At 39.3% G+C, this 18,075-nt stretch carries 13 protein-coding genes; 7 read left to right on the top strand and 6 right to left on the bottom strand.

What is annotated here, in order from left to right:
* Window positions 1-3: 3 nt before the first annotated feature.
* From DWW23_RS15445 to DWW23_RS15415, 7 genes are all read left to right on the top strand, one after another.
* Window positions 4-1,686 carry a RagB/SusD family nutrient uptake outer membrane protein gene (locus DWW23_RS15445; RefSeq protein ID WP_122354177.1) on the top strand — a complete coding sequence of 561 codons (1,683 nt, stop codon included), beginning with the start codon at window positions 4-6 and terminating at the stop codon, window positions 1,684-1,686.
* 37 nt (window positions 1,687-1,723) lie between these two features.
* Entirely contained in the window at window positions 1,724-3,175 is a 1,452-nt protein-coding gene (locus DWW23_RS15440) for a BACON domain-containing protein (RefSeq protein ID WP_122354176.1), read from the top strand.
* A gap of 93 nt (window positions 3,176-3,268) precedes the next feature.
* Entirely contained in the window at window positions 3,269-4,228 is a 960-nt protein-coding gene (locus DWW23_RS15435) for a glycosyl hydrolase family 18 protein (RefSeq protein WP_122354175.1), read from the top strand.
* Between the two features lie 56 nt (window positions 4,229-4,284).
* Window positions 4,285-5,763: a BACON domain-containing protein gene (locus DWW23_RS15430; protein WP_122354174.1), complete on the top strand. Its 1,479-nt coding sequence runs from the start codon at window positions 4,285-4,287 to the stop codon at window positions 5,761-5,763.
* Between the two features lie 167 nt (window positions 5,764-5,930).
* Window positions 5,931-8,471, top strand: a complete 2,541-nt coding sequence (locus DWW23_RS15425) for a hypothetical protein (RefSeq protein WP_122354173.1) — start codon at window positions 5,931-5,933, stop codon at window positions 8,469-8,471.
* A 214-nt stretch (window positions 8,472-8,685) separates the two neighbouring features.
* Window positions 8,686-9,813: a DUF4971 domain-containing protein gene (locus tag DWW23_RS15420; RefSeq protein ID WP_122354172.1), complete on the top strand. Its 1,128-nt coding sequence runs from the start codon at window positions 8,686-8,688 to the stop codon at window positions 9,811-9,813.
* 136 nt (window positions 9,814-9,949) lie between these two features.
* The gene (locus DWW23_RS15415) at window positions 9,950-12,460 is read left to right on the top strand and encodes a glycoside hydrolase family 95-like protein (protein WP_122354171.1); all 2,511 of its coding nucleotides are present in this window, start codon (window positions 9,950-9,952) and stop codon (window positions 12,458-12,460) included.
* A gap of 64 nt (window positions 12,461-12,524) precedes the next feature.
* Here DWW23_RS15415 and der read toward each other — a convergent pair whose 3' ends face one another.
* From der to DWW23_RS15385, 6 genes are all read right to left on the bottom strand, one after another.
* Window positions 12,525-13,838 carry a ribosome biogenesis GTPase Der gene (gene der, locus DWW23_RS15410; protein WP_122354170.1) on the bottom strand — a complete coding sequence of 438 codons (1,314 nt, stop codon included), beginning with the start codon at window positions 13,836-13,838 and terminating at the stop codon, window positions 12,525-12,527.
* A 24-nt stretch (window positions 13,839-13,862) separates the two neighbouring features.
* A complete protein-coding gene (gene era / locus DWW23_RS15405) occupies window positions 13,863-14,753 on the bottom strand; it encodes a GTPase Era (RefSeq protein WP_122354169.1) in 891 nt (296 codons plus the stop codon).
* A complete protein-coding gene (locus tag DWW23_RS15400) occupies window positions 14,737-15,741 on the bottom strand; it encodes a beta-ketoacyl-ACP synthase III (RefSeq protein ID WP_122354168.1) in 1,005 nt (334 codons plus the stop codon). Before DWW23_RS15400 ends, era begins: the two co-directional genes overlap by 17 nt.
* A gap of 106 nt (window positions 15,742-15,847) precedes the next feature.
* Complete coding sequence (rpmF, locus tag DWW23_RS15395) at window positions 15,848-16,033, bottom strand: 50S ribosomal protein L32 (RefSeq protein WP_122354167.1); 186 nt, start codon at window positions 16,031-16,033, stop codon at window positions 15,848-15,850.
* A gap of 12 nt (window positions 16,034-16,045) precedes the next feature.
* Window positions 16,046-16,630, bottom strand: a complete 585-nt coding sequence (locus tag DWW23_RS15390; protein ID WP_122354166.1) for a DUF177 domain-containing protein — start codon at window positions 16,628-16,630, stop codon at window positions 16,046-16,048.
* Between the two features lie 88 nt (window positions 16,631-16,718).
* Window positions 16,719-17,876: a HAMP domain-containing sensor histidine kinase gene (locus DWW23_RS15385; protein ID WP_122354165.1), complete on the bottom strand. Its 1,158-nt coding sequence runs from the start codon at window positions 17,874-17,876 to the stop codon at window positions 16,719-16,721.
* Window positions 17,877-18,075 lie beyond the last annotated feature (199 nt).

Genomic DNA, 18,075 nt, shown 5'->3' with positions numbered 1-18,075 from the left:
AATATGAAAGCAAAATATTTATTTCTAGCGATCTCATTCTCCTTGGTCTCCTCATGTAATTATCTGGATTTCGATGAAACCAGTGGACTGAGAACCAAAGAGGATATTTATCGCTACTTCGATAATACCAAGTCGATGTTAACCCATATTTATTCTTATATGCCACAAGATTTTGGCAGCTTGGATGGAGCTATGCGTGACTGTGCTTCGGATGATGCAGAATATGCTTATATAGGTGCAGCTGTACAGGATTTCAACAATGGAAACTGGTCTTCATTAAATACACATGACAACGCTTGGGGACTTTATAACGCAATTCGTGCAGCAAATGGATTTCTGGTTGAAATAGAAAATGTGGACTTTTCGGATTATCAATATAACGGATCGTATAAACAATGGATGGATCAATTGAAATATTTTCCTTATGAAGCAAGAGTGTTGAGAGCTTTTTACTTTTTTGAGTTGGCTCGCAGATATGGAGATATTGCCATGCCGTTAACCGTATTAGGAATGGACGAAGCCAATACTGTAACAAAAACAAAGTTCGACGACGTTATAGAATTTATTACTAACGAGTGTGATGCTTGTGCCCCCGAACTGCCAGAAACTTATCATAATGTGCTAGGCAGTGAAACAGGCAGGGTTACCAAAGGTTTCGCCATGGCATTGAAATCTAAAGCGCTCCTTTATGCGTCCAGTAAGTTACACAACCCATCCATGGACAAGAAAAAATGGGAACGATCTGCTAAAGCCGCATTAGATTTAATAAATACCGAGCTCTACCAATTAGACAAGGATGCTGTTGTCAATAATAATGTATCGAAAGAATTGGTGCTTTGTCGTATGAATGGTGATGATTTCAGTTTTGAATTAAACAATTTCCCCATTCGATTCACTGAAGGCAGAAGAGGCTTTTTGACTTCTTCCACTTTCCCTTCAGAAAACCTGGCTTCCGCTTTCGAAACCATTAATGGTTACTCCGTCACATTAACCAGCACAGGTTATGAATCTGCAGATCCTCAATTCGATCCGCTCCATCCTTACAAGAATCGTGATCCTCGCATGGCTAGAACTCTCATTGCTGATGGCGATGAATTCAAAGGCGAAACAATAGAGCTTTTTACAGGAGGAAAAGATGACCTGGAAAGATCTGCCGGAGGTTCAGTAACCGGCTATTTTTTGAAAAAATACATTCAAGAAGAAGCTAATTTTGTACGTGATAATGAAGTAATGAAAAAACATCACTGGGTAATTTATCGTTATGCAGAGACCTTACTTACTTATGCAGAATCCATGGTTGAAGCATTTGACGACCCTGGATATACAGATGGTACATATAAATATTCTGCATTATGGGCAATCAATCAAGTTCGTAGCAATGCAGGTATGCCAGCTATCCAACCTTGTGGTAAAGAAGAATTTTTGATCAAGTTACGTAATGAATGGCGCGTAGAATTCGCATTTGAAGACCATCGTTTTTGGGATATCCGTCGTTGGAAAATGGGACCGGAAACTCAAAAAGAATTGTATGGAGTATCCATTACCAAAAATGAGTCAGGAACAAAATCATACAAGAAAGTAATTTATGAATCAAGATTCTGGAATGACCGAATGTATTTGTATCCCATTTCTAAATCAGAATTGTATAAAAACACCAATCTCTTACCTCAGAATCCAGGTTGGTGATAAAAATATTTGTATTACAAATTAATAAGTATTTATTATGCAAAAATTAAATATTAAATATGGTATTCTATTCACAACATTACTTTTTACAACTTTAGGGGTATTTATAAGTTGTGATAACGAAGAGACATTGAAATATGTTGATTTGCGTTATAAGGTTGATGAACCTTATCTCGTAGATGCAACGAATGCCCAGAAAATAGAAATTCAGGTAAAGTCATCCGATCCTTGGGAGGTATTTGGCAGCCAAAATTGGCATAGTATCACCCCAGACCACGGTGATCCGGGAGAGACCACCACAGTTTCCATCCTTTGCGAAGACAATACGGATCTGGATGACCGTATAGATACCATTACTATTAAAAGTGATTTCCGGATAGGCAAGCGCTTTGTCATTACCCAAAAGGGTACCGCTTTCCTGAATTTGGAAAACACTGAAAACTTTGTGCTTCCGCTCGAAAGTAGCGAACGTACATTTAACATAATTTCTAATCAAGATTGGAGTGCCAAGGTAACCGAAGGAGAAGAATGGATTTCTATTACAAAGGGGAATACAGGAAAGTTAAATGGAGAAGTGACCGTACATTGCACAAAGAACACAGGTGAAAAACGTTCGGGACAAATTACGGTGTATGACCGTCATGAAGTAGAATGCGGAACAGTGGATGTTACTCAGGAAGGTGTCGTTTTATTACCAGCGAAGGAACTTTTCAAGGTATTCTATCAAAAACAAACGCTGAAGATCCCTGTAGAAAGCAATGGAGAATGGACAGTGAAAAAAGATAACGAAGATGATGTTTGGTTCCAATTGGAAAATACCTCATTCGACGGTAACGGTGAAATCTCCATTACATTCAATGAGAATCCGGGAGGGGAAACACGTTCTTCTCTTATTGTTCTGGAAACGAAAGCTACTGAAGGCATTCAACCTGTCACAAAAGTCATAACTTTAAAGCAAGGTTACAAACCCAGAACCACACGTTATGAATTTACCGATTCAGAGCTTGGTTTATGGTCAGTCGAAGGCGGTAGACCAGGTAAAGTCGTATTCGATGGCGATGCACATCTCGGACCGGGTGCTGCTCGTTTGGTAAGAAGTGGTTTCCGTCCGGGCCTTTACACCTTTAATATCATGGAAACTTCTGAAGATTCCAACCCGTCATTGTGGTTTGTGACGGACGATGGACATGAAATCCGTTATCATATAGGAGGAGGTTCTACTCAAATCAGTTCCAATCCATGGGGACCCGGTATTGACAATAAACCCTATGACATGAAGAAACCGCATATCATAGCCCTTGATATGAACTTGGATGAGACTAGTGGCAAATATTTCTATTGTACATGGTATCTTGACGGTGAAGCAATCTGCTCCAGCACGATAGAAACATTGTATAATACCAGTTTTACCGTTTACTTTGGTAATATGGCAGGCAGTGCCAAATATGACTGGTACGAATACACACCTCCTGTTGATTGGGGTGAATAACAGACCGTAAAAATAATTGATTTAGTAAACAGAGGGCATATCAAACAATATCATAATTTTTATTTGATATACCCTCTTTTAAAGAAAATAAAAATGATAAAAAAAATAGTAACAATCATCGTTTTAATTTTTAACACCTTGTGTATTTACGCTTCAAATCCTCGTGTGGTAGGTTATATCATGGACGACAATAAATTCGACCAAAAATTTTCAGATCTTCGTTGGGATTACCTTACTCACTTGAATGTAGCATTTATGCTTATCGGTCCAAACGGAGAATTGAAAGACGATGGTATAAAACAGCGTTTGCCTGAAATTACAGAAACAGCACATCAGAACAATGTAAAAGTATTGATCTCTTTACAAAGTGACGGGGATGGTTTTTACAAGGCCGTAAAGAATCCGCTGGTCCGGAAAAAACTGGCTCAGAATATAATCGACTACGTAAAAGCGAACAACTTAGATGGCTTCGATTTGGATTATGAGCTGTATGATCATATTTGTCCCGAATTAGTTCTATTTGCAAAAGAAATACATAAGGTGAAAAGTCGAAAAATGTTACAAACCTGTGCGGTTCCCTGTTTTAATCCGACAAAAGAGGGAGGGTACACGGACAAGTGGCACAAATATTTTGATTTTATCAATATGATGGCTTATGATGCCACAGGACCTTGGGCACAAGAAGGACCTCACGCTCCTTTTCAACAAATGGTAGACGGAGTGAAGACTTGGACAAAAACTTTAAAAGTTCCCCATAAAAAATTAGTGATTGGTCTTCCTTTTTACGGATGGTCATGGGACAAAGAAAACGTTATGAGTTTCACTTATGAACAGATATTGTCTGATCATGCAGGAAAGATTACATTGAACGACGATATTATTGGACGTACTTATTTTAACGGAGAAACAACCATTCGTAAAAAATGCCGATATGTTATTGACGAAAAGTTAGGTGGAGTGATGATCTGGCAATTGTTTTACGATGCGGAAAACGGAAATAAAAAACTACTGAAAGCAATCAATGAGGAGCTTTCGCTGAAAAATCATCAATAAATACTATATGAAAGATGTATTACATTTAAATCTAATTCATTGTAAAATATAAAGTTATGATATACAAGAATATATTACTGCAACTTACTGTTGCACTTTGCTTATTTAATTTGAGCGCATGTCAAGAGAATTCTATTGATTCTCAGCCGGAGATGGCACCTAAAGTAGAGACGGATGCCAAGGAGAGCTATATAGTTTCTCCAACTTCAACTTCCATAGAATTTAATATTAATTCAAATACACCATGGGATATTAAAAGCGACCAAACATGGTGTACAGTGACTCCGACCGAAAGTTCAACCAGTTCATTAGTCACCTCCATTTCTGTCATGCTGGAAAAAAATAATGAATGGAAAAATCGTAAGGCTAATTTAACTATATCGGGCAAAGGTATCGAGGAGAAACAGACAATTGAAATCGTCCAAGCCGGACGCGACGAATTTGTAGTAGAAGCTTTTGAAGAAGAAATCCCAAGTAAAGGAGGAAAGGCGACTTTCAAAATCATTGCTAACAAAGTTTGGAAAATAGAGACGGAAGATACGTTTCTTTCTATAGATAAAGTATCCGGAAACGGGAATGAAAACGGAGAAGCGGAAACTTTTACCGTAACCTTCACTCCTAATAATGGCTTTGCTCGTGACGGAAAAATAACAATAAAGACCGACACTTATCTTCAAGAGTTCACAGTGCATCAAGATGGACATTTTTTAGATCTCGAAAATCCGAATGAAAATAAAATAGATTTAGATGGATGGGCAACAGAAAAGATAATTAAGCTGAATACAGACATCGATTGGCAAGTATCCATTGCACCAGAATATAAAGAATGGATCACTGCCACCCAAATAAACAATAATGAAGTAAGTTTGATGTTGAAAAATAACAAATTGTTTATTCCGCGAAAAGGTATTGTTACCTTGACAACAAAAGAGCCGATGGAAGGATCTAAGGATATCGATATTGAATTAACACAAAACATATTGTATATGTTCCCTAATGGTGCACTACCCGATGAAAATGGGAATATAAAGATAACAAGTGCCAACCAAGGCGGTACAACCATTCAAGCAATATACAACTACAAAAAATGTCATTTAACTTTCGAGTTTGAAGAAGTAAATTTGAGTGACGGAAGTCAGCTATTATTTAATATGGATGGGGACCGTATAGATGGATATGCCTCCTTCTACAATTACAAAATGACTTGTAACGGAAGTTTCACTACACGCAACATTGTACGTCCGGACGGTACATGGGAAGGAAACGAACAAGCTGTGACTTTTAGGGAAGAAGAGCTGAAAGCTGTTAAAAAAGTTGAGATTTTTATTGAAGATGATCCGGCTGACAATGCTAAACTTCGCTATCGTTTACTTATCAACGGCCTCGAAAAAGTGTCCATTGGCGGAGGTGTCAATCCTTTTACTTTAGTACCCGATAAATTCCCCAACGGATATGGTATGTATATCCAATATCCAGAAGCTGCAGAAGGAGATTATCTGATCGTTAAATCGATAAATTACGAACCCTACGAATAAAAAACACTTTAATTTCACATAAATCCTTAGTTCTATTTAGTACAGAATTAAGGATTTATAGATTAATACTATACTATATCAAATAAGGCTTTAAAATATTGAAAATAAAAAAGCACACTCCTTATCCGATATAAAATCTAATGGTTAATATCTAAATATATTTACATATGAAAATATCAAAAGATGTATATTTTATAGTGATATTTCTTTATATAGGAATATTTTCAGCCAGTGCGTCGGATATATTGATTAAACATCAAACCAACAACCTCCGGCTGGAATTAGACAACAATGGACATATTATCTGTTTGGAAGATATTGTTCATAAGGTAAACTATATCTCTCCATCCAAAGATAGTTACTTGCTTACATGCCAGATCTATAACGAGCAAAACAGAGATGGAGAGGTTATGCCTCCACTTTCAGCAGAAGTACTAAAAAGAGGGAATGGAAAGTCCGTAATCTGTTTAAGATATGAAAAAGAAATTGAAATTACTGTCAGCCTTGCAGAGAAGTCAGACTATATTCGAATGGAGATAATAAATGTAGCCCCCAAAGGAATTGTAAGCCAAGTCAATTGGGGCCCTTACCATACGACCATGATGGGGCTTACGGCTCACTGGTTGGGAATGACCCGTAGCGATAATTTTACTATCGGTTTAATGGGGCTAGAACCTAACACTGACGCAGACAGTCATATGACAGAAGTAGCATCATATACCAATGATGGATCATCACTACACCTAGTATCTCGCGATTACACACGCGACAGATTTTATCATGGTCATAATAACAACGAAACACTCCGTCATGTCGAGCCTCTTCATAATGTAACCGTTAAAGGATCTGCAGTGGCACTATATGGATCGAATTCGGGCAAAGATAACGAATTGGCACAGATCGAGAAGATTGAGCTGGCAGAACACCTACCACATCCCATGTTTCACGGAGAATGGAATAAGCGCACAAAAGAGGGACAGAAATTCTGCCTATGGGGTTACTACACAGAGGATACGTTCGACGACTTCTTGGAGATTGCATCGCAAATGAAAGCCCGTATTATCTGCCGCCCGAATGGATTCTTCGCTAATTGGGGACATTTCGACATCGATAAAAGTTCATACCCCAGTGGTATTGAGGCTGTCAAAAGAGATGGAGAGAAAGCCAAAACGAAAGGACTAACAACAACTGTCTATACTTTGACATCTTTCTTGAAACCGATGAACGAACGTGAACCTTATATAGCCCCTATTCCAGACCACCGTCTTCAGACTTGGAAAGTCCAAGCTGTATTAGCCAAAGATTTCAACAAAGACGATACGGTTATGACATTCCAAAAAAGCGATGAATTGATCGCCACTTTAAATGCTGCAGCCAATAAGGTGGTAAGGGTTGACAACGAAATAATAGAGTTCAAGAACTTTACTGAAGATGGCACACATATAGTGACAGACAAATGCCAACGTGGTACATTCCATACAGCAATAACCAATCATACGAAACAAAGTAAGGCTATACTAATGTATGTATCTGGTTATCACAATTTTTACCCAGGCACATTAAACTTGAGCAACGAAGTATCTACAACATTGGCGAAACGGACTCTGCAAACAGGTGCGGAAAACTTTGTTGTTGATGGGTTTGAAAGTTGTCTGGAGTTGGGATATGGTTGTTATGGTGGTAATACATTCTTGAAAAACTATTATGATATTTGCCGGAAAGCAAAACATGAGACATTGATCACTGGTTCTAACATAACTCAGTACACTTGGCATATGCTCTCTCATATGAGCTGGGGGGAATGGGACTTGAAGAGGGGTATGCGCGGCTCAATGCTCGACTATCGCATCTGCCGACAAATACAATTGGGAAAGAATCTTATCCCCAAAAAGATGGGACAATACTATCCGGATAATGCTTCGGTTGAGGATATAGAATGGGCCATGGGAATCTCTACCGGATGGAATTCTGGAGTAGATTTTCAATTGGATTTGAATAAATTTGCCAAAAATCCTAACCGTAAACGTATCATTGAACAATCTGCATTGTGGACAGACGCACGCGATGAAAAGATATTTACCAAAGAGCAGAAAATGTTATTACGGCAGGCCGATGTTGAATACTCATTGAAAAAAGAGAGTGATGGAAAATGGCATCTTATGTTTGGCAAGTTTTGGCAGAGTCCCAATTTTAAGCAGCTCTCTTCTTCTGTATTTAACCTTCGTCCAATAAGTGGTGGTAAGGAGACAATAGCGCCTTGTAGCATCAGCTGGTTTTGGACACATAACCCGGGCACTTGTGATGAAGTTATTCTCTCTGACGATCTGATTCATACAAAAGGTACAACTCCTTCTCAATGGAAAATGACATGTGAAGGGCAACATTTCCAATTTGTGGCACGTGTACCCTGTAATGCCCCTTCCGGAGTTAAGAACATAAAAGTTCAATTCGGCGATCAACTCATCGAAATACCGATGGTATTACAGCCTGGCGAATATCTAGCAATCCCCTTTTCAGTCCCTTGGATATGTGTTTATAATTCTGAACACAAGGTTATTGCTGATAAACTCATCCGTGGGCAGATACCTGTAATGAAGAAAGGCGCAGAAGAAACTGTATCTGTTTCCTGCGAACCATTAAATGGAGGTCAAAGCAAGTTATTAATTAATATAAGCAGTAGAAATGGTTATTTCTACCAAAATTACTAACTAATGCAATCTGCAATATTTCAATAAGATAACCGACAGAGTTATAAGACGAAAAGGCGGATATATTTAACTACTGATTCGTATAAGTACCAATTATAAAATAGTATATAAAACAATAAACATTATAGTTTATATTGAATAAGGAACAGGTTTGCGGATTTTCAGCATCCTAAAATCTTATTCGATATAATGTCTATTAAATACCATAATTATCATGTATAAACATATTAACATTTTACTGATATTAATAAGCTTTTGTTTGTTGAGTACAAATTGTTCCAGCAACAATGATAATGAATTGAATAATGTACCTCTCCCACCTTTAACCTCTTTTGCAGTAAAAGTCGGTACCATCCGTTACCATGGCAGTATAGACCAAGAAACTCGTAAAGTAACTATTGGTTCTATTGAAAATCCTTATGTAATCACAGATGTGGAATACACATTGGTAAACGACGAAGCTACCATATCCCCCGATCCCAACACTTTTTTAGGAAAGTGGAAACAAAAACAGGAAGTAACTGTAACAACGAAAAATGGAACGGAAACCATATATACTATCGAACTCCCCGATTATAAGGAAGAATCGGGAGATATTATTTTCTATGACGACTTTGATACAGACGGTCCTCTCGATAGAAAAAAATGGGTTCCGTTTTATTTTGAAAGGAAAAAAGGTGAAGCTATCAACAAATGGGTGGAAAGTAACGATTATTGTTACGCAGAGAATGGCAATCTGGTCTTAAAAGCAGACATAGACGGTAACATCTATAAATTAGGCCGTGTACAAACGCTCGGTAAATTCTGTTTTACTTTTGGTAAAGTAGAAATTCGCGCACGTGTTACGCGCCATCCGGACGGAAACTTCCCGGCCATTTGGATGATGCCGGAAAAACCTATCTATCCGCCTTCCGGTATAAATACCAATCCTATCAGTGGAGAAATAGATATAATGGAACATGTAAAACAGGAAAATTGTATTCATCAAACAGTACATTCCAATTATACTTTCAATTTGGAAATTAAAGATCCTATAAATACAACCAATGTAGTTTGCGATTATGAAAATTATAATCTTTACGGTATGGAATGGAATGCTGACGAGATCATTTTTTATGTCAACGGAGTAGAAACTCTACGTTACCCAAATCTTCGACTACCCAATGAAAGTGAAGTTATGCAATGGCCATTTAGTGAAAAATCGGCTTTCTATCTGATCTTAAATATGTCTTTAGGAGATACCGGTTCGTGGGCTGGAGCAGTGGATGATGCGAATTTACCAGCTATAATGGAGGTGGACTACGTAAAAGTAAGCAAGCCCCAAAAAGAATCAGAACACTGATGACATTTGTCTCATTGTGCCAAAACAGTTTCCTGCCAATGAAACAAAAGTTTTTTCAGCAGGAAACTGAATGAAATTAAAAATATGTAGTACAAGCAATATTACTTTTTGCGAGAAATAAACTATAATTCTGTATATGAAAAAAATTATCCTACTTCTTTTTATATTAATGAGCTTATTTTCCAATGCTCAGGAAGGGGCAAAGTATGAATATCTGAAATTGGCATCTTCTCCTTTTATCGTAGATGAAAATTATCTTCAGAAACACGATATTGTTTACTTTTCCCCTACCCAACTTGAAGCCGAAGGTTTTCCCATGGGGAATGGAAATATCGGAGGCATGATCTGGAATAACGATAATGGTATCGAATTACAGATCAACAAGAATGATTTATGGACTGCATTAAGTCCTGACGAAGGAAATACTTCGATTCTCAAACATGCAGCACGTTTAAAAATCGATTTCGGTATTCCTGTTTTTAGTTGGATTCATCTCAAAAACTTCGAAGGCAGACTAACGTTGCAAAACGGTGAAGCCAGCTATAAAGCTGTAACAGCTTATTCATCGACAAATATTAAGACATGGCTGGCCCACAGTAAAAACATTTGGATTTTAGAATGTGAAAATTTACCTGATAATCGTCTTTTAGGAGATAGTCTGATTACAACAATTTCACTAGAACGATTAGGAAGCCGTTCCTTTGCCGGTTGGTACGGTGGATGGTTTCCGAATGATCCGGCAGTCGGACTCGGTAAAACACAGTCATCTATTAACAACCGTGATATGATCATAGAAGAGACAGGAGAAGGATTGGATTTTACTGTTGCTTGCAGAATTATTAAAGAAATGACCTCACCAACCATAATCAATTCACGCAGGACCGAGCTAAAAACTGAAAAAAACAAATTCACTATTCTTATAAGTGTAGTTACAAAACAGGAAAATCCACACCCAACAGAGGCAGCCAAAAGATTGCTTGACGAAGCAGAGATAGACGGCATTGAAAAGCTAAAAGAAGAAAAAAATAGTTGGTATAGAAATTTTTGGTCAAACTCTTTTGTCAAGCTGGGTAACGATTACCTTGAAAATATCTATTATTTACGCAGATACCTAATGGCTGCCGGCTCTCAAGGAAAATTTCCCGTCGCTTTCAACGGTGGATTGTGGCGTTGGAACCGAGATGTATTAAACTGGGTTACTCCCCATCATTGGAATACCCAACAACAGTATTGGGGATTATGTGCTCAAAACGATTGTCAATTAATGCTCCCCTACTTGAACACTTATTTTCAAATGATCCCGTTCGGAGATGCTTTGGCAAAAGAGAAAAATGCCCCGAATGATGCTTTACTCATAACCGAAGCCCACAGCTTCACAGGAGAGCAAATAAGTAAAGACTGGAATAATATGAAAAACAATTTTACCCCAGCTTCACAAATAGCCTCTCTCTTTTGGGACTATTATACTTTTACCGGAGACAAAGAGTTTTTAAAGAACAAAGCCTACGTCTTCATGAAAAAGGCTGCAAATTTTTATCTTGACAAATTACAGTGGGATGAAGATAAAAAAGAATACTATCTTCTGTCTTCCTTGTATGAATCAGCACCAATCGACCATGTAAAGAATACAATCAGCGACAGGAACTGCATTGAACAACTCTTTAATAACTGTATAGAGGCCTCCTCTCTGCTACATACCGACAAAGATAAAAGAACTAAATGGAATCATGTAGTGGATCATTTATGGAAAAGATCGTATCAGCCATTTGGGACAGATGAAGAAATGATAGCCCCTGCAGAAGAATATTACACAGAAAAACGTTATTCACCCTGGAGCTGGGCTAGCGGCGGCTCTGTTGCATTCCCCACCGGGTTGATCGGCATTGATGATAAAGACTCTCGTTTAGGAAAAGCTGTAATCAATTTGGTAAAATCAAAGGATGAAGCTAATGCCCACTATCCAGTTCCGGAAATTGCAGCCCGAATGGGGTTGGGAAACGAAGCTTTACAATATCTGATAAATGGGGTCAATATTCATCAAATGTATCCTCAGGGATTGATGCATAACGTGACTGGTTATCCAGATAACATTTATGATCTTAAATCGATTCATGACTTGTTGGACCATAAATATACAATACGCTCCCAGGCATTTTTCCAATGTGGAATGGAAGCGATTAGTAATTACGGAACAGCTATAAATGAAATGATGTTACAAAGCAACGAAAATAAAATCAGAGTATTCCCTGCTATACCTACAGCCTGGGACACGACTAGAATTGCTTTTACATTGCTTGCCAGAGGAGCATTTATTGTATCGTCTGAAAGAGACGAGCAAGCTCAGGTTAGCCAAATAGGGATAAAAAGTTTAAAAGGGAATATTTGTAGAATCCAAAATCCCTGGTCCGGTAACAAAAATATTATAATCCGGCAAACTGATAATCAGAACAAAGTAAAATTTAAGATAGAATCCGGAGATGTTATATCTTTTACAACCAAAACAAATACAGAGTATATTATCCTACAGAATGACGAAAGAGAAACACATCAGCAGACCATTTATTCAGGAACTCCCAACAATAAAGTTAAACATCTGGAGAGTAGATCCTTAGGCAAACTCAGTGGTTGGAACGATGTAAAAAAATAAACATGACATGATTTTCAACCAAATAAAAAGGGACTGTCCAAAATCGGATAGTCCCCTTTATTTCTTATTTCTCACGAATGAAAATATTGATCGGTGTCCCGGTGAAATCCCAGTTATCCCGTATCTTGTTCTCCAGGAAGCGTTTATAAGGTTCCTTGATCCATTGCGGCAGGTTGGCAAAGAAAACAAACGAAGGAACAGATCCGGCAGGCAATTGGGTAATATATTTGATCTTGATATACTTTCCTTTCCATGCAGGAGGCGGATAGTTCTCGATGATCGGCAACATGACCTCATTCAATTTCGCTGTAGGAATACGTTTCTGGCGGTTGTCGTAGACTTCTTTAGCCGTTTCCAACACTTTCAGGATACGCTGCTTGGTCAACGCCGAGATAAACAGAATAGGGAAATCGGTAAACGGAGCCAAACGTTCACGAATGGCATTCGTATAACTGTCGATCACCTGCTGGCTCTTATCTTCCACCAGATCCCATTTGTTTACACAGACAACCAAACCCTTTTTATTCTTCTGCACCAAAGAAAATATATTCAGATCCTGACTCTCGATACCACGGGTGGCATCCACCATCAAGATACAAACATCGGAATTTTCAATAGCACGGATCGAACGGATCACAGAATAATATTCCAGATCTTCGTTCACTTTTCCTTTCTTACGAATACCGGCTGTATCCACCAAATAGAAATTCAGGCCGAATTTATTGTATTTCGTATAGATCGAATCGCGGGTCGTACCGGCAATATCCGTTACGATATGACGCTCTTCGCCGATAAACGCATTGATCAGGGAAGACTTGCCGGCATTCGGACGGCCGATGATGGCAATACGGGGCAGTTCTTCTTCCAATTCCTCCGGTTTGTCTTCAGGAAGCGTTTCAATGATCTTATCCAACAGGTCGCCCGAGTTGGAACCGTTGATAGCCGATACACAGAAAGGATCACCCAAACCGAATGAATAGAACTCCGCAGAAGCAGCATGCATCTCAAAATTGTCTGCCTTATTAGCAACAACAATAACCGGCTTCTTGTTGCGGCGCAGAATCTTAGCCACTTCAATATCCAGGTCGGTAATACCGTTCAATACATCTACGACAAACAAGATCACATCTGCTTCGTCGAGTGCGACCTGTACCTGTTTGTTTATCTCTTCTTCAAAAACGTCATCCGAGTTAATTACCCATCCGCCTGTATCTACCAGCGAAAACTCTTTACCGGTCCAGTCCACTTTACCGTATTGACGGTCGCGGGTAGTCCCTGCTTCATCGTTCACGATAGCCTGACGCGATTGTGTCAGACGGTTGAACAGGGTGGACTTTCCTACGTTGGGCCTACCAACGATTGCTACAATATTTCCCATAAATTTCCTTTCTGTACGCTGTTATTAATCCAGCTGATAACCAAAATTCTTCAGAATGTTATCCCTGTTACGCCAGTCTTTTTCTACCTTGACAAACATTTCCAGGAATACCTTCTTATCAAAGAAACGTTCAATATCCTTGCGGGCCATCGCTCCGACCTTTTTCAGAGCCTGTCCCTTATGCCCGATGATAATCCCTTTCTGGGAATCCCGTTCCACAATGATGAGCGCTTTGATGTGAATCATTTCTTCTTCTTCCTTAAACAGCTCTACAACGACTTCCACCGCATACGGAATCTCCTTCTGATAGTACAGGAGTATCTTCTCACGAATGATCTCCGTCACAAAGAAGCGGGCCGGTTTATCGGTAAGTGCGTCTTTTTCAAAATAAGGGGGAGATTCGGGCATCAAAGTCTCCACCCGTTGCTTCACATAATCAATATTGAAGTTCGAAAGCGCTGAGATCGGAATGATCTCTGCCTTCGGAAGTATCTCTTTCCAATGGGCGACCAGCTTTTCCAGTTCGGCCTGATTACTTGTATCGATCTTATTGATCAGCAACAGGACCGGACATTCTACCGTTTTTACCCGTTGAAGAAACTCTTCATTTTTATCGATTGTCTCAACGACATCGGTCACATAGAGTAACACGTCGGCATCACCTAGTGCCGACTCCGAAAAATTCAGCATAGATTCCTGCAACTTATAGTTTGGATGCAGGACTCCCGGCGTGTCTGAATACACGATCTGCATATCGTCGGTATTCACAATCCCCATGATACGATGGCGGGTAGTCTGAGCCTTCGATGTGATGATGGAGATACGTTCCCCCACCAGACGGTTCATCAGCGTAGACTTCCCTACATTAGGATTACCGACAATATTAACAAAGCCGGACTTATGCTTGTTTTCCATTATAACCCCATTTAAGATAAATTGCACCCCAGGTAAAACCGGCACCGAATGCAGCCAGGATCAGGTTATCCCCTTTCTTCAGCCTGTCTTCCCACTCCCAAAGGCAGATAGGAATTGTTCCGGCACTTGTATTACCGTATTTCTGGATATTGATCATTACCTTCTCCATATCCACACCCAAGCGTTTTGCAGTTGCATCGATGATGCGCAAATTGGCCTGATGAGGTACGATCCATGTAATATCGTCGTGAGTCAAGTTATTTTTCTCTGCTATCTCAGCAGCCACATCGGCCATATAAGAAACAGCATACTTAAATACATATTTACCATCCTGGAAAACGAAATGTTCACGATTATCAACAGTTTCATGGCTGGAAGGATATGCCGAGCCACCCGATTTCATAATCAGGTGAGAATAGCCTGTACCATCCGTACGCAAGATCGTATCGATAACACCGACATCTTCCGTTGTCGGTTCCAGTAGGACGGCACCACAAGCATCGCCAAACAAAGGACAAGTCGAACGATCTTCATAATTAGTAATTGATGTCATCTTATCACCGGCAACAACAATTACTTTCTTATAACGTCCCGAACGAATATAGTTTGCACCTGTTTCCAGACCATACAGAAAACCTGCGCAAGCACCCTGCAAATCGAAAGTCATTGCATTCTTGCATCCCGTATGGTAAGCGATGATTGAAGAGGTAGTTGGGAAATGATGATCGGCTGTCGTAGTAGCCGTCAGAATCACTTCTATCTCTTCCGGGTTTACATTCGTTTTCTCAAGCAGTTGCTTCACAGCACGTATGCCCATGTAAGAGGTTCCTACGCCCTCTCCTTTCAAAATTCGGCGTTCTTTGATACCAACACGTGTCATGATCCATTCATCCGTCGTATCGACCAACTTCGAGATATCCTCATTTGTCAATACATCTTCAGGAACGTATCCGCCTACACCTGTTATAACCGCATTTAATTTATCCATAACTTAAAAAATAATAGAGACTATATCCCAATTAAAAAATTAGCCCTAAAAATACTTTTAGGGCTATTTCTTTCGTTTATCAGAACCTGTTATGTTCGTGACAAACTTACACAGCTGCTTCTTTTTCGATAGCTAATTTACCTCTGTAGTAGCCGCATTCGCCGCATACAGTGTGATAAATATGCCATGCGCCGCAGTTCGGGCAAATAGCCATTGTTGGAGTGACAGCCTTGTCATGAGTTCTTCTCTTGGCTGTTCTTGTCTTACCTTGTCTTCTTTTAGGATGTGCCATGTTTTAATTTATTTAATTGTTATCATTCTCTATTAAACCTTTCAGGGCATCCCAGCGAGGATCAGAATTACCGCTTACGTCATCATCCATGGAAATATCGTCCACTTCTTCTTCTTCGTAATCATCATCTCCGTCATCTGTACTTTTAGCAGTGTGCTTCTTCAGCTTCGTCGACATAGTCTTATTGCATTTGCCCGGAGCATGTACATGCTTCATCGGTACTGCCAATGCAATAAACTCATAAAGGAACCATGCCAGATTTATGGCACCTTCCTCTTCGGGTATTACTACCACTTCGTCGCTCTCTTCGGCATATTCTTTACCGAACTTCACCACCAAGCGATTATGGGTATCAACCGGGATCTCCATGTCGTCCAGACATCTGTCGCACGGAACGATTGCTACACCTTCAATCTGAAAGTTCATTTCAAAAGCCACTGACGTACGTTTCACCGTCAGGTGAACCTTGACTTTGCCCTTCTGGACTTCATCTCCGTCAATGTCCACAAAAAACTTGTTCTCCAGTAAATACTCGAATTCGTGTACTCCTGGAGCGAGATTTTTCAAATCTACATTATATAATTTAAATTTTCCCAAAGCCTTTTAGTGTAAAAACCTTGCAAAGGTACGAAAAAACTAAACACAAATGCAATACCTTTACAGTTATTTTTTATTATTGAATGAATTAGCCTCTATATTTCCGAAGCTCTATACGAAATGTCGTACCTTTTCCTACTTCCGAGTTCTTAACGAATATCTTACCTCCATGATAAGATTCAATGATACGCTTAACCAAAGACAGCCCGAGTCCCCATCCGCGTTTCTTGGTCGTATAGCCCGGATTGAAGACTGTTTTGTATTTTGATTTGGGAATGCCTTTACCTGAATCCGTAATGTCGATACGTACCGTCTTATCGCGTTCTTCTACCTGGAAAGTGATTTCACCCTGTCCTTCCATAGCATCCACTGCATTTTTTGTCAGGTTCTCAATCACCCAGGCAAATAAAGAATCGTTCATTAAAACCAATACCGGTTTTTCCGGAAGATGAGTATATATCTTTACTTTGGAAGAAATGCGCGTTTCCATGTAACTTAAAGCCGTACGGATCGAATTACTGATATTGACAGGCATTGGGTCCGGATTAGATCCGATCTTTGAGAAACGCTCTGCAATCATCTCCAAACGCTTCACGTCTTTTTCCATCTCACTGAGCAACGACGGATCTATTTCTTTGGTACGGAGATATTCCACCCACGCGATCAGCGAAGATATAGGGGTTCCGAGCTGATGGGCTGTTTCCTTGGATAGTCCGACCCATACTTTATTTTGTTCGGCTTTCTTCGTGCTGGCAAGAGCAAGGAAAGCGATCAGGATAAATATGAATACAACTGTCAACTGGGCATAAGGATAAATAAGAAGCCTTTTCAGGATAATGGAATCATCATAATACAGATACTGGAAAGTTCCATCCTGCATATCGATCAGAATGGGAGGATTCTTACTCTTTAATTCACGTACCTTATTTTTGAGAAACTGGTCGACCTCCTTTTCGGGAAGTTCGATATTCTTCTCAGCGATGACACTATCCTTTTCATTACACCAAAGAACCGGGATAGTCGTATTACTCTCCAGAATTTTCAGGATAAGAGCCATATTCGACCCATTCGTTTCAGAAGCGATCATACGTTGCGCTTCTGCCCAAATCTCAACCTTCTGGCGTTCTTCCTGTGCCAAACTCTTCACAAGTTTATCAGAAACGAACACAGATACGATCGCAATCAATGTGGCAATTAAAATAAAAAGATATTTCAGCCGTTGCCGGGAATCATATATACTGCTCATAATCTAAAATTCATGCTCAATGTATATTAGAACGGAAAATAGGATACATTATTATAAAAAGGAAGAAGAATAAAGATTCAATTTTAGAAATGAGAACCTATCCGAGCATAAGAGATCGTTCATAAATAAGACATACTTAGTTACAAGTTTATTTGCCGTCAGTTTTAACTGACGGTTTAGTAAATGATCTATATCTTTG

The sequence above is a fragment of the Parabacteroides sp. AF14-59 genome, assembly GCF_003479515.1.
GTDB lineage: Bacteria > Bacteroidota > Bacteroidia > Bacteroidales > Tannerellaceae > Parabacteroides > Parabacteroides faecis.
This window is presented reverse-complemented; position numbering and strand designations above follow the sequence as displayed.

Excerpts from the sequence above, each read along its gene's own strand:
- DWW23_RS15385 (WP_122354165.1), bottom strand. The coding sequence starts at position 17,876 with ATGAGCAGTATATATGATTCCCGGCAACGGCTGAAATATCTTTTTATT.
- rpmF (WP_122354167.1), bottom strand. The coding sequence starts at position 16,033 with ATGGCACATCCTAAAAGAAGACAAGGTAAGACAAGAACAGCCAAGAGA.
- era (WP_122354169.1), bottom strand. The coding sequence starts at position 14,753 with ATGGAAAACAAGCATAAGTCCGGCTTTGTTAATATTGTCGGTAATCCT.
- DWW23_RS15400 (WP_122354168.1), bottom strand. The coding sequence starts at position 15,741 with ATGGATAAATTAAATGCGGTTATAACAGGTGTAGGCGGATACGTTCCT.
- DWW23_RS15430 (WP_122354174.1), top strand. The coding sequence starts at position 4,285 with ATGATATACAAGAATATATTACTGCAACTTACTGTTGCACTTTGCTTA.
- DWW23_RS15440 (WP_122354176.1), top strand. The coding sequence starts at position 1,724 with ATGCAAAAATTAAATATTAAATATGGTATTCTATTCACAACATTACTT.
- DWW23_RS15445 (WP_122354177.1), top strand. The coding sequence starts at position 4 with ATGAAAGCAAAATATTTATTTCTAGCGATCTCATTCTCCTTGGTCTCC.
- DWW23_RS15415 (WP_122354171.1), top strand. The coding sequence starts at position 9,950 with ATGAAAAAAATTATCCTACTTCTTTTTATATTAATGAGCTTATTTTCC.
- der (WP_122354170.1), bottom strand. The coding sequence starts at position 13,838 with ATGGGAAATATTGTAGCAATCGTTGGTAGGCCCAACGTAGGAAAGTCC.
- DWW23_RS15435 (WP_122354175.1), top strand. The coding sequence starts at position 3,269 with ATGATAAAAAAAATAGTAACAATCATCGTTTTAATTTTTAACACCTTG.
- DWW23_RS15420 (WP_122354172.1), top strand. The coding sequence starts at position 8,686 with ATGTATAAACATATTAACATTTTACTGATATTAATAAGCTTTTGTTTG.
- DWW23_RS15425 (WP_122354173.1), top strand. The coding sequence starts at position 5,931 with ATGAAAATATCAAAAGATGTATATTTTATAGTGATATTTCTTTATATA.